General features: G+C 65.4%; 14 protein-coding genes and 1 pseudogene. 11 read left to right on the forward strand and 4 right to left on the reverse strand.

What is annotated here, in order from left to right:
• The first annotated feature begins 58 nt into the window (after nucleotides 1-58).
• The 6 genes from hisB to AC5RUM_RS06515 all read left to right on the forward strand — a co-directional run bounded on the left by hisB (nucleotide 59) and on the right by AC5RUM_RS06515 (nucleotide 4,857).
• Entirely contained in the window at nucleotides 59-685 is a 627-nt protein-coding gene (gene hisB / locus AC5RUM_RS06490; protein WP_056627824.1) for an imidazoleglycerol-phosphate dehydratase HisB, read from the forward strand.
• Nucleotides 682-1,470: an imidazole glycerol phosphate synthase subunit HisH gene (gene hisH, locus AC5RUM_RS06495; protein WP_494034166.1), complete on the forward strand. Its 789-nt coding sequence runs from the start codon at nucleotides 682-684 to the stop codon at nucleotides 1,468-1,470. The genes hisB and hisH overlap by 4 nt, the downstream gene beginning before the upstream one ends.
• Nucleotides 1,471-1,629 (forward strand): hypothetical protein, encoded by a 159-nt coding sequence (locus tag AC5RUM_RS06500; protein ID WP_400577764.1) that lies wholly within the window; start codon nucleotides 1,471-1,473, stop codon nucleotides 1,627-1,629.
• A 119-nt stretch (nucleotides 1,630-1,748) separates the two neighbouring features.
• Nucleotides 1,749-2,495 carry a bifunctional 1-(5-phosphoribosyl)-5-((5-phosphoribosylamino)methylideneamino)imidazole-4-carboxamide isomerase/phosphoribosylanthranilate isomerase PriA gene (priA, locus tag AC5RUM_RS06505; protein WP_494034167.1) on the forward strand — a complete coding sequence of 249 codons (747 nt, stop codon included), beginning with the start codon at nucleotides 1,749-1,751 and terminating at the stop codon, nucleotides 2,493-2,495.
• 24 nt (nucleotides 2,496-2,519) lie between these two features.
• Nucleotides 2,520-3,413: an SseB family protein gene (locus AC5RUM_RS06510; protein ID WP_494034224.1), complete on the forward strand. Its 894-nt coding sequence runs from the start codon at nucleotides 2,520-2,522 to the stop codon at nucleotides 3,411-3,413.
• A 61-nt stretch (nucleotides 3,414-3,474) separates the two neighbouring features.
• Nucleotides 3,475-4,857: an MFS transporter gene (locus tag AC5RUM_RS06515; RefSeq protein WP_494034168.1), complete on the forward strand. Its 1,383-nt coding sequence runs from the start codon at nucleotides 3,475-3,477 to the stop codon at nucleotides 4,855-4,857.
• A 91-nt stretch (nucleotides 4,858-4,948) separates the two neighbouring features.
• Here AC5RUM_RS06515 and AC5RUM_RS06520 read toward each other — a convergent pair whose 3' ends face one another.
• A complete protein-coding gene (locus AC5RUM_RS06520) occupies nucleotides 4,949-5,410 on the reverse strand; it encodes a hypothetical protein (RefSeq protein ID WP_494034169.1) in 462 nt (153 codons plus the stop codon).
• A gap of 326 nt (nucleotides 5,411-5,736) precedes the next feature.
• Complete coding sequence (locus AC5RUM_RS06525; RefSeq protein WP_400577757.1) at nucleotides 5,737-6,123, reverse strand: DUF1844 domain-containing protein; 387 nt, start codon at nucleotides 6,121-6,123, stop codon at nucleotides 5,737-5,739.
• A gap of 379 nt (nucleotides 6,124-6,502) precedes the next feature.
• On the opposite strand from AC5RUM_RS06525, the gene infC reads away from it, so the two are divergent.
• From infC to AC5RUM_RS06545, 4 genes are all read left to right on the forward strand, one after another.
• The gene (gene infC / locus AC5RUM_RS06530; RefSeq protein ID WP_494034170.1) at nucleotides 6,503-7,516 is read left to right on the forward strand and encodes a translation initiation factor IF-3; all 1,014 of its coding nucleotides are present in this window, start codon (nucleotides 6,503-6,505) and stop codon (nucleotides 7,514-7,516) included.
• Nucleotides 7,517-7,633: 117 nt separating this feature from the next.
• On the forward strand, nucleotides 7,634-7,828 hold the full coding sequence (rpmI, locus tag AC5RUM_RS06535) for a 50S ribosomal protein L35 (RefSeq protein WP_009358635.1): 195 nt from the start codon (nucleotides 7,634-7,636) through the stop codon (nucleotides 7,826-7,828).
• A 119-nt stretch (nucleotides 7,829-7,947) separates the two neighbouring features.
• Entirely contained in the window at nucleotides 7,948-8,418 is a 471-nt protein-coding gene (gene rplT, locus AC5RUM_RS06540) for a 50S ribosomal protein L20 (protein WP_400577754.1), read from the forward strand.
• Nucleotides 8,419-8,475: 57 nt separating this feature from the next.
• Nucleotides 8,476-9,369 carry a TrmH family RNA methyltransferase gene (locus AC5RUM_RS06545; protein ID WP_494034171.1) on the forward strand — a complete coding sequence of 298 codons (894 nt, stop codon included), beginning with the start codon at nucleotides 8,476-8,478 and terminating at the stop codon, nucleotides 9,367-9,369.
• 91 nt (nucleotides 9,370-9,460) lie between these two features.
• Here the strand turns inward: AC5RUM_RS06545 and AC5RUM_RS06550 are convergent, their stop codons facing one another.
• A complete protein-coding gene (locus AC5RUM_RS06550) occupies nucleotides 9,461-9,727 on the reverse strand; it encodes a GlsB/YeaQ/YmgE family stress response membrane protein (protein ID WP_400577751.1) in 267 nt (88 codons plus the stop codon).
• 218 nt (nucleotides 9,728-9,945) lie between these two features.
• Here AC5RUM_RS06550 and AC5RUM_RS06555 point away from each other — a divergent pair.
• A pseudogene (locus AC5RUM_RS06555) lies at nucleotides 9,946-10,751 on the forward strand (cation diffusion facilitator family transporter); the annotation flags it as partial.
• A 117-nt stretch (nucleotides 10,752-10,868) separates the two neighbouring features.
• Here the strand turns inward: AC5RUM_RS06555 and AC5RUM_RS06560 are convergent.
• Nucleotides 10,869-12,077 carry an MFS transporter gene (locus tag AC5RUM_RS06560; RefSeq protein WP_494034172.1) on the reverse strand — a complete coding sequence of 403 codons (1,209 nt, stop codon included), beginning with the start codon at nucleotides 12,075-12,077 and terminating at the stop codon, nucleotides 10,869-10,871.
• Nucleotides 12,078-12,213 lie beyond the last annotated feature (136 nt).

Consider the following 12,213-nt stretch of genomic DNA (forward strand, 5'->3'; position numbering starts at 1 on the left):
TTGAGGTAGACCCCCGCAACGTCTGCACCCTTCCTGCGTCAAAAGGACACCTATCACTATGAGCGACACCGGAATCAAGGCTGCCGAGGCCCGCACAGCACGCCTCGAGCGTGCCACCAGCGAATCTTCCGTTCTGGTGGAGATCAACCTCGACGGCACCGGCGTTTCAGACATCAGCACCTCCGTCCCGTTCTACGACCACATGCTGACCGCACTGTGCAAGCACTCACTCATCGACATGACGGTCAAGGCCACCGGCGACATCCACATCGATGTGCACCACACCGTGGAGGATGTGGCCATCACGTTCGGCGAAGTACTGCGGACCGCCCTTGGCAACAAAGCCGGCATCCGCCGCTTCGGCGAAGCCACCGTGCCGCTGGACGAGGCACTTGCCCACGCCGTTGTCGACGTGTCCGGCAGGCCCTATCTGGTCCACGGCGGGGAACCGGCGGGCCAGGAATACCACCTCATCGGCGGCCACTTCACCGGTTCGCTCACGCGGCACGTCTTCGAGGCCATCACGCTGCACGCCGGCATCTGCCTCCACATGAACGTCATCGCCGGCCGCGACCCGCACCACATCGTCGAAGCCCAGTTCAAGGCCTTTGCAAGGGCACTGCGCGCCGCCGTCGAGCCCGACCCGCGCGTTGAGGGTATTCCGTCCACCAAGGGGGCATTGTGACCGGCAAGATCCTGAAGGACGGCGCCATCATCGACCCCTCGGCCACCGTCAAGCCGGCGTCGCCCGAGGGAAAGCCCACCGTTACTGTCCTGGACTACGGTTCAGGCAACGTCCGGTCTGCTGTGCGTGCCCTCGAGCGGGCCGGCGCTGAGGTGATCCTGAGCTCGAAGCCGGAGGACGTCCTCAATGCCGACGGCCTGGTGGTTCCCGGAGTCGGCGCCTTTGAAACCGTCATGCGCGAACTGAAAGCCGTCGACGCCATCCGCATGATAGGCCGCCGTGTCGCGGGCGGCAGACCCGTCCTCGGCATCTGCGTGGGCCTTCAGGTGCTCTTCGAAGCCGGCGTGGAACACGGGACCGAAGCCGAGGGCATGGGGGAGTGGCCAGGCAAGGTCGAACTCCTCCCTGCCGACGTCGTTCCGCACATGGGATGGAACACGGTCAAGGTTCCGAACGGTTCCAAGCTCTTCCAGGGTGTGGAAAACGATCGTTTCTATTTCGTGCACTCCTACGGCGTGCAGACCTGGGACTTCGAAGTCGTGCAGCCGCGCATGGCGGCACCTCTCGTGACCTGGTCGGAACACGGCGGGCCCTTCATTGCCGCTGTGGAAAACGGGCCGCTCTGCGCCACGCAGTTTCACCCGGAAAAGTCGGGCGATGCCGGCGCGCGGCTCCTCCGGAACTGGGTGAACGGCCTCCGCCACCCGCACGGCCGGACCGGAGCGGAAGCAGTGCCTGCCGCCGAGACGACGCCGGCGGCTGCAACGCCCGCTGCGGACGCCTAGATGTGGTCCATCGTCCTGATGGGGCTTGCAGGCCTGCTGGCGGGCGGCGCGTTGTCCTTCAGGCAGCAGAAGAAACCACTCTGGACGCAGATCGCGTTCTCGGTGCTGGCAGCCATGTCGCTGCTGGCCGCTTACCTGCTGACCCTTCCTGCCGCCTGACCTGCTGGCCGGAAAACGCCTCTCGGCCACCCTGCCCACACTGAACGCCAATCCCCGAGACCCGGACGCACAAGACAGCGCCGCTCCGGAAACCGCTACATGAGAACTGAGGACCCGAGATGACCAGCCAAACCGATCTGCCGGCACTGGAACTGCTTCCCGCGGTCGACGTCGTGAACGGCCAGGCGGTACGCCTGGTCCAGGGCGAGGCCGGCAGTGAAACGAGCTACGGCACCCCGCTGGAGGCGGCCCTGAACTGGCAGGAGCAGGGCGCCGAGTGGGTTCATCTCGTCGATCTGGATGCAGCGTTCGGCCGTGGCTCCAATGCCGAGCTCCTCCGGGAAGTCGTGGGCCGGCTCGACATCAAGGTTGAGCTCTCCGGCGGCCTGCGCGACGACGAGTCCCTCGAGAAGGCCCTTGACCTGGGTGTGGCCCGGGTCAACCTCGGAACCGCTGCCCTGGAGAATCCCGAGTGGACGGCCCGGGTCATCGACCGGTTCGGTGACAAGATCGCCGTCGGGCTGGATGTCCGGGGAACGACGCTCGCTGGCCGTGGCTGGACCAAGGAAGGCGGGGACCTCTGGGACGTGCTGGGCCGACTCGAGGAAGCTGGCTGCGCCCGCTACGTCGTCACCGACGTGACGAAGGACGGCACCCTGCAGGGGCCCAACGTTGAACTGCTGCGGCAGATGGTTGAAAAAACCGGCAAGCCCGTGGTGGCTTCGGGCGGTATTTCCAGCCTCGATGACCTTAAGGTCCTGCGCTCCCTCGTGCCGCTCGGCGTCGAGGGCGCGATTGTCGGCAAGGCTCTCTACGCGGGCGCCTTCACGCTGCCGGAGGCCCTCGACGTCGCCGGTCGCCGCTAGGCTGCGGCCGTGGCAGGACAGGGGATGACGCCCGGGGAACAGGACCGGGCAGCGCACCAGCCGCCTGCCCGCAGGCTTCCTGCCCACATCGAGGCGGCCCTTGCGGGCGCGGGCGGCGCCACGGATTCTGCGGGCCAGCCCTGGGCCGGGCGGAGCCTCGCCGGCGAAGACGGAAAGATCCACAATTTCGAGGACGACGACGGCACGGCGGACAGCGGTTATCTCGCCGCTATCGACGCGCTCCTCGGCGCCGATGGCGATGAAGCCGCCGTTGTCGCGGCGCTGGCGACTGCCCGCGTTTTCGTTCCTGTTGTTGCACAGCTGGCGGAGGAAGCCGAAGGCGCCGGCGGGCTGCACGCCGACAAGCAGGCGGACATGGCGCTCGTGACCCTGAAAGCCCCGGACGGCAGGCTGGCCATGCCTGTCTTCACCTCGTCCGCGGCTTTGACGGCCTGGCACCCCGAGGCCCGACCCGTTGCGGTCTACGCAGCACGGGCGGCGCTCTCCGCCGTGGCAGAAGGTGCGGAATTGCTCGTTGTTGACCCCGGTTCCGAAGTGACGTTCGTCGTGCGGCGGCCGGCGGTCTGGTCACTGGCACAGCAGCAGCCCTGGGTTCCCTCCTACCGCGACACCGAACTGGCTGACACTCTCGGCACTGCGGCAGCGGGTTCGCCCGCGGTCCGGCGCTTGGAAGTCCTGCCGGGTGCAGGCGTGGCAGCCTCGACCGCGTCGGGCCGCCGGATCGCCGGCGGAGGTCCGGGACCGGAGCTGCGCGTAGTCCTCTACCTGGAGGAGGGGCTGGATGCTGCCGGCGTCCAGTCAGTGGTTGCCGGCCTGCAGCAGGAGTGGAGCCGGAATGAATTGTTCGGTGAGCGCGTTGACTCGATCGAAATCAAACTAAGGCGCGCCACGCAGTAACCGCCGGTCCAAGGGGTCGGTCCGTCCTCATGCTGCCCGGCGGCAGACCGAAGGATCCACCGTGAATTTCACCCTGTACCGGGAGTTGCTGGCCGTCAGACCCATACGCCGTCTCCTGGCGGTGGGCATGATTGCCCGCATACCCCATTCGGCCGCAGGTGTGCTGCTCACACTGCACATCGTGCTGACCCTGGGCCAGGGGTATGCGGCGGCCGGCACAGCAGCCGCCGTCATGACTATCGGCATTGCCGTGGGCGCCCCGTGGCGCGGGCGCCGTGTGGACACTGTGGGGCTGCGGAGGGCACTGATCCCGTCGGTCGTGTCCGAGACCGTCATCTGGTCCATCGTCCCCCACGTTTCCTACGAGTGGCTGCTGCCGCTGGTATTCGTGGGCGGCCTGCTGACGCTTCCCATCTTCAGCGTTGTGCGCCAGTCGCTGGGCGTGCTTGCCACCGGTGATCAGCGGCGGACGGCCTTCGCCCTTGATGCCATCAGTACGGAGATGGTCTTCATGATCGGGCCGGCGGCCGGAGCGGTGGTGGCCACCAGCGGCCACTCGGTCCTAGGCCTGACGGTCGTCGGCGTTGCCACCTCCATCGCGGGGCTGTTCCTCATGTGGTTCAATCCGCCCACTCGCAGCACCGCCCACAGCATGGCCAGCACCGCTGTTGGCAATGAAGCTTCCGAAGCAGACCAGGAGGAGGCAGCGGAGGTGGCGGTGACCGCTGCCGCACCCGGCGATGGCCAGGAGGCTGCCGCCGGGCTGGGACGCCCATTAGACGGCACGCCGCGCCGGGCCGGACAGCCGGGAACAGGGCTGCGGAACGCCCCGCTGTCGAGCACTGGGCTGCCGAGCGGTGGGCTGCGGGGCAAAGTCGCTTCCAACTTCGGGTGGTTCACCGCAGCCGTCGCAGCTGTGTTCGCGGTCGCCGCCGGGGCAGGAATGGTGCTGAGCGGGACTGATGTGGGAATCGTCGCTGCCCTGGAAACCGGCGGCCACCAGGGGGAGATCGGGATGGTCTTCCTCTTTTGGTGCGCCGCTTCAGTCGTTGGCGGCATCATCTACGGCGCCTTGCACCGTCCCCTTTCGCCGATCCTGCTCCTGATGGGCATGGCCGCACTGACCATCCCGATGGGGTTCGCCACCGACACTTTGACCCTGAGCCTGCTCTCGCTGGCCCCGGGCCTGTTGTGTGCACCGGTCCTTTCGGCTGCGTCGGAGAAGGTGGCCGAGCTCGTGGACGAGGCACGGCGGGGTGAAGCGATGGGGTGGTACGGGTCGGCGCTCACCGCCGGCGTGGCCCTTGGTGCGCCGCTCGCGGGCCTGTTCATCGACGGTGTAGGACCATGGGCCGGTTTCGTGTCGGTGGGCGCAGCCGGCGTCCTGCTTTGCGCCGTCGGCATAGCGCTGCAGCAGCGCCGGCGCCAGGCGGCCGGCGCGTAGACGTACTGCGCCGGCCGCCCTGCCTGGAGTCAGCTGAGGGCACCGGAGTCGGGACTCCTTTGTGAACCCCGTTATTCGGGAAGGACGCGAGTTATTCGGGAAGGATCGGAGGAATCTGGGCCTGTCCTGACTGTGTGAGCTGTATGACTTCGCTGGCGGTCACAGCCGCGCACTGAAATTCCGCACTGCAGGTTTGCAAGACGACGAACGCAACGGCAGCTCCGGGGTCGAATGCCATCACGCGGGGAATGACCCGTATGGTGACGGTTTGGCTTTCTCTGGTGCAGCCCAGCTGTGCGTTCCCGAAGCCGTTGGCAATCCGGCCGTCGGTCACTCTCTGGTTCATTTCCACCACGGGTACCGCAATGATGCGAGTGGGGTCGCTGTCACAGACGAACGTGACCGGGACGTCAACCGCTGCGCCGTCGGCGACGAGTGTTCCGGGCCCCACGCTCACGAGCGTTGCGGGGGCGGCATAAGCTGGCGTGGCGGTTGCCGTCAGTGCGAGGCTGGCGGCCAGGACGACGGCGATACGGGTTTTGGTGCCTAACATGGGGTTCTGCCTTTTTGGAAGGGCGGCATCTTTGGCCGACCAGGCTGTGGCGGCATGCAAGCCGGACGCCTGGGGGTACGGGGCGTGCCCCTGACGGCAGCGCCGCTCAGACGCGGCCAGGTTCAAACCGGAAAGCCGGCTGGCCGCCGAGCTTACTCAGTCTGCCGTGCCGTGACAATAGTCAATTGTTTCCAAGGCATCCCCACTAAAGCAGAAGCCTCAGCAGAAATTCAGGCGGGAACTTAAGCGGACAGGAACTTAAGCAGAAACGACGGCGCGCCGTCCCCTCAAGGACAGCCCGCCGTCGTCGTCGTTGCTCTCCGGCGTCAGTTCACCGCGCCGGTGTATTTTTCACCCGGACCCTTGCCCGGGGGATCGGGGATAATCGACTCTTCCCGGAAGGCGAGCTGCAGGGAACGCAGACCGTCGCGCAACGGCCCGGCATGCTGGGAGCCGATCTCCGGAGCAGCGGCCGTCACGAGTCCGGCGAGGGCGGTGATGAGTTTGCGGGCCTCGTCCAGGTCCTTGAGCTCCTCGGCGTTCTCTTCGGCGGCCAGGCCCAGCTTCACGGCTGCAGCGCTCATGAGGTGGACAGCGGCTGTGGTGATGACCTCGATGGCGGGAACTTCGGAGATGTCCCGGACCTGCTGCGAGACGTCAGCCTGCTCGCCGGGGGCCTGGTAAACGTGTGAATTACTGTCTGGAGTGCTCATACTGGTAAGCTTGACACAGACCGACTGGATGTCGTTATTTTGCCGTGTAAGAGACCCATCGCCGCCTTGTGCGGAGACGGGTATCTTTCTGTAGAATCGACTTCAGTTTGCAAGCGGAGTTCTCTCCCACCCGCGCCAGCCGATTTTCCTCGCAGTTCCAGAGGGAAGCAAGGTTGCCGGGTAAAGGTCGGGCGTTACCGGCAGGCACAGTCCTGCGGCAGCGCGTGCAGCCCTCAGGGCCAGCGCATCCGATCCTCGAGGCCTTCGATTGCTCCGGCAATTGGGGGCCTTCTCTTTTTGCCGGTGGAATATTCATCACAAACACAGGAGCTTTAACATTAGCGAGCCAAGAATCAATGAGCGTATCCGCGTCCCTGAGGTGCGGCTGGTCGGCCCTGCCGGCGAACAGGTAGGAATCGTCCGTATCGAGGATGCCCTGCGCCTGGCTGCCGAGTCCGATCTTGATCTCGTTGAAGTTGCACCTCAGGCCAAGCCTCCGGTGTGCAAGCTGATGGACTTCGGCAAATACAAGTACGAGGCCGCAGTCAAGGCCCGTGAGGCCCGGAAGAACCAGACCAACACAGTTCTGAAGGAAATCCGGTTCCGCCTGAAGATCGACACGCACGACTACGAGACGAAGCGCGGGCACGCCCTGCGGTTCCTCGGAGCCGGCGACAAGGTCAAGGCCATGATCCAGTTCCGTGGCCGCGAACAGCAGCGCCCCGAAATGGGCCTGCGCCTGCTCCAGCGCTTCGCTGAAGACGTCGCTGAAGTCGGTGTTGTGGAGTCGAGCCCGCGCATCGACGGCCGAAACATGGTCATGGTGATTGGTCCGCTTAAGAACAAGGCCGAGGCCAAGGCAGAGGCCCGCCGCGCCACGCAGCGTGCTGAGGCCAAGGCCCAGAACGAAGCCAAGGCCGCCGGCCGCGTCGACACCTCGGGCGCCGACCAGGCACCCCTGACCCAGTCACTCGCGGACCTGCTGCCCGAGGGCTACCAGGTCAACACCGAAGCAGCCGCGCCGGAGGAACCGGCAGCAGCAGCTGCTCCGGAAGCCGCCGAGCCGAAGCGCGAAGCGCCCAAGGCTGCAGCGGCTCCGGAAACGCCCAAGCAGGAGGCTCCCAAGGCCGCCGAGCCGAAGCGCGAAGCGCCCAAGGCTGCAGCGGCTCCGGAAGCGCCGAAGGCTCCTGCGGCGAAGGCCCCGGCTCCTGCGGCCGCGGCTCCCGCCGCGCCGAAGCCCGCCGAAGCTGAGGCTCCTGCTGCGGCAGCACCAAAGCCTGCGGCAGTGCCTGCTCCACCGAAGCCGGTGGCCAGGCCCGCTGCGCCGAAGCCCACGGCACGCCCCACGGCGCCCCGGGCCACGCCCAAGCCGGCAGGCAAGAAGACCACCTAGTTCAAAGCTGCGGAAGGCACCGCCTTCAGGCAGTCAACAACCAGCATGCCGCCCGCAGGGGCGGCTGCACGAAAGACTGCAGACATAGTCTGCGGATACGTTAGGAGATCGGTTCCCATGCCGAAGATGAAGACCCACAGTGGTGCTAAGAAGCGCTTCAAGCTGACCGGCAGCGGCAAGCTGCGCCGCCAGCAGGCCAACCGCCGCCACTACCTCGAGCACAAATCCTCCAGGCTGACCCGTCGCCTTGCCGGCGACAAGATCGTCTTCAAGGGCGACGCCAAGGTCATCCGGAAGATGCTCGGCATCTAATTTCCAAGCACTCTGACTGAGTGCCGCCTGGCACCAGTCAAACTACCAATAAGCCTTCTCAGGCCAGCCGGGTTACCGGCAGTAGATGCTTGGGATAAGAATTCTGAAGGAGTACGCACGTGGCACGTGTGAAGCGGGCGGTAAACGCCCACAAGAAGCGCCGGGTTATCCTCGAACGCGCCAAAGGTTACCGCGGACAGCGCTCACGCCTGTACCGCAAGGCCAAAGAGCAGCTGCTGCACTCGTTTGTGTACAGCTACGGCGACCGCAAGAAGAAGAAGGGCGACTTCCGCCGCCTGTGGATCCAGCGCATCAACGCTGCATCCCGCGCCAACGGCCTCACCTACAACCGCCTGATCCAGGGCCTCAAGGCCGCTGAGGTCGAGGTTGACCGCCGCATGCTGGCCGAGCTGGCTGTGTCTGACGCCAACGCCTTTGCTGCGCTGGTCAAGGTCGCCAAGGACTCCCTGCCGGCCGACACCTCCGCTCCGGCTGTTGCGGCTGACGCTGCAGCGGCTCCGAAGGCCAAGAAGCCGGCCGCCAAGAAGGCTGCTGCCAAGAAGCCGGCCGCTGACGAGGCTGCCGAGTAGCAGCTCCCCGTTCTGGGTAGTTCGAGAACCTGCTGCTGCAGCAACTAAGGTTCTTATATGAACGAAACCGGGCGCCCGCAAGACTTTCCACTGTCCAACCCCCGAGCTGATCGGGTCCGGGACGTGGCAAAGCTTGCCGGGCGCCCGGCCCGTTTAAGGCGCCGGCAGTTCTTGGCGGAGGGACCCCAGGCTGTCCGTGAAGCCCTGACGCTGCACCGCAAGAAAATCGACGCGGGGGAGCCCGGTGTTGTCCGTGAGGTGTATGCCAGCGAGGCGTGCCTGGACCGGTTTCCGGAGTTCGATGAGTTGGCCACCGGCACCAGCGCGAGGCTGGCAACGGATGATGTACTTGCCGCCATGGCAGACACCGTGACTCCACAAGGCATCATCGCTGTGTGTGATTTCGTCGATGTTCCACTGCAGGATGTTCTCGATGCCGGGCCGCGGCTGATCGCCGTGCTGTGCCAGGTCCGGGACCCGGGCAACGCCGGGACCGTCCTGCGGGCAGCCGACGCCGCCGGCGCGGATGCTGTGGTGCTGACCGGCTCCAGCGTGGATATCTACAACCCGAAGGCCGTGCGTTCCACCGCAGGCTCGCTGTTTCATCTGCCGGTGGTCCTCGGCGCTGACGTCGAAGAGCTCGTGGCGCAGTGCCGGTCTCGCGGAATCGGCGTGCTGGCCGCCGACGGCTACGGGAAGCTGAACCTGGACCGCCTCCAGGACGAGAGCGCGGCGCGGCGGCTCGGCAGCTCCTCGGCCAGTTCAGATTATGCACTGGAAGGCCCCACTGCCTGGCTGTTCGGAAATGAGGCGCAGGGACTGTCCGAAGCGGAGCTCGCCCTGGCTGACCACCGGGTGGCCGTTCCCGTCTACGGTGCCGCCGAAAGCCTGAACCTGGGGACGGCGGCCACGGTCTGCCTGTACGCCAGCGCGAGATCCCAACAGGCCTAAAAACGGGGCCCACAAAAAACGGGGGCCCACATGGTGGGCTCCCGCATTTTTCTTTGGGCAGGTCCGCCAGTCGGGCGGGCCTTGGTGGTCTTTAGGTGGTCCGGTTACGTCCGGTAATTGCCCCGTAGACACCGGCGACTACCAGGCCGCCGATAATGGCGAGGATCCAGGTGCCGAGGTCGAAGAACGCCAGGTCACCCCTGCCGAACAGAAGGCTGCCAATCCAGCCACCAACGATGGCGCCTACAACGCCCAGAACCAGGCTGGTGACCCAGCCACCGCCGACCCTGCCGGGCATAACGGCTTTAACAATTGCGCCTACGATCAGGCCGAGAATAATCCAAGCAAGAAAACCCATTGTCTCCTCCTTCATATTTGTCGGGATTGATACAAGTCAGTCCCGACATGGCTTCAAGCTAACACAACGCATGTTTATTTGTCAGCACGCTTAGTTTCAAGGTTTTTTGTGGCGCCGTGACGCCACGAGTGCTGCTCCGCCCAAGGCCGGGCGGGTACGGTAATGACCAGTGGCCTGCTGCGGGGCCGGGTCCAATTCGTTGCAATCCCCACTTGAAGAGGATCCTGCGGCTCGTCGGCGGGAAACGGGCAAAAGGGCCGCCATCGAGGAGCATCCCTTCGGCTACGGCCGGGAACGCTACATCTACGCGTTCCTCGTCTCCATCGTGCTGTTCAGTGTCGGCGGCCTGTTCGCCCTGTACGAGGCGTGGGACAAGTTCCAGCATCCGCACGCGATCGAGGGGGACTTCTGGTGGGTTCCCCTGGCTGTGCTGGTCGGGGCCATCATCGCGGAAGCGTTCTCATTCCGGACCGCCATCATCGAATCGAACCACGTCCGGGGAAAGCAAAGCTGGGTCAGCTTTGTGCGCAATGCCAAACAGCCAGAGCTGCCCGTGATTCTCCTTGAGGATCTGGGCGCGCTGGTTGGCCTGATCTCTGCGCTCTTTGGTGTCAGCCTGACGCTGCTGACGCATGACGGCTTCTGGGACGCGCTCGGAACAGCCATGATCGGCCTGCTGCTGGTGGCCATCGCGGTGGTCCTGGCCCTTGAAACGAAGTCGTTGCTGCTGGGTGAATCCGCCACGCGGGACGACGTTGCCAGGATCCGCGGAGCCATTGAGTCCGACGGCACCGGAATCATCCACCTCAAGACGCTGCACCTCGGGCCGGAGGAACTGCTTGTAGCTGCCAAGATCACGGTAGGCGCTGCAGCATCCGGCCTTGAAATCGCCCGGCTGATCGATGCCGCTGAAGAGCCCATCCGCACGGCGGTGCCTATGGCGCGGGTGATCTACCTGGAGCCGGACGCGCACCGTTCGGTCCTGCCTACCGGTCAGGCCGTCGTCGGGGGCACCGGATCCTAGCCGTCGCTGCGGTCCGCCGGGCATGACCGGCAGATAATCCCGGCCCTCAAAGGACCGGCACTCAAAGGACCGGCGCTCAAATAACAGACACGGACGCTGGCCCTGTGACCCGAAAGGTTACGGGGCCAGCGGCCTTTTACGTTCCAGCATTCCGCTGAGCACAGCCACACCAAGGCCGAGGACCGCCAGCACGGCGCCCACAAGGGCCGGTGCAACATAACCCCAGCCCCAGGCGATGACGAGTCCGCCGAGGAAAGCTCCCAGCGCGTTGGCCACGTTGAGGGCGGCGTGGTTGAGGGAGGACGCCAGGGAGGGCGCGTCCGGTGAGGCATCGAGCAGCCTGGTTTGCAGCGCGGGCACCAGCATGGCCCCTGCCGCCCCCACTACGAAGACCATCACGAACGCGGACCAGGGCGAGTGCACGGCGATCGCGTACACCACCAGCGCCACGGCGATTCCCGGAAGCACCCGGTAAATGGTTCCCATGACGGACTTGTCGGCGATCCTGCCGCCCACGATGTTGCCCGCGACCATTCCGAGGCCGTAGAGGGCCACCACGAACGGCAGGAACGCGGACGGGATGCCGGCAACGGAGGTCATGGTGTGGGCAATGTAGGTGTACGTTGCGAAGAATCCGCCGAATCCGACGATCCCGATCAGAATGGCAAGCCACACCTGCGTCCGCTTCAACGCCCCAAGTTCCCGGCGGATACTTGCGTCGGCATGGGCCTTTTGGAAGGGCACAAACTTCCAGATCAGGGCCAGCGTCACCAGCCCCAAGGCGCCGACCAGGACGAAGAGCAACCGCCAGCCGAAGGTCTGGCCAAGCCAGGTGGCGAACGGCACGCCGATCACGTTGGCCACGGTGAGCCCGGCCATGACCATGGAAATGGCCCAGCCCCGCTTCGTGGGCGCCACCAGTGACGCGGCGATCACGGCCGCCACGCCAAAGAAGGCGCCGTGCGGCAGTCCGGCCGCGAACCGGGACACCAGCATGCTCCCGTAGTCAGGGGCGATGAACGACGTCAGGTTGGCGATGCTGAAGAACAGCATGAGGCCCAGGGCAAGGTACTTGCGCGGAAGTTTCGCTCCGACGGCGGCCAGTACCGGTGCGCCGACGACCACGCCCAGTGCATAGGCAGAGATCAAGTGCCCGGCCTCCGGCGTCCCGATGTTGAGCCCAACCTCCACTTCCTTGAGCAGGCCCATCATGGCGAACTCGGTGACACCGATTCCGAAGCCTCCCATCCCCAGCGCCAAAATGGCGAGTCCGAGATGGGACTTGTGGGTTGTGGCTTTGCCGGGAGCGTGAGTGGTGGTGGTCATGTGCCTGCTTTTCGGAGCTTGGGGGTGGAGTCTCGGCATTGTGCGTGAAGCTGCCCGCACACCTAAATTGCTCGGACAAATCTGATTTTTATAACGACGGGTCTGTAGAAGGTATTCCGCACGTCGTTGGGGGAGG

The organism is Arthrobacter sp. B2060, from assembly GCF_059090445.1.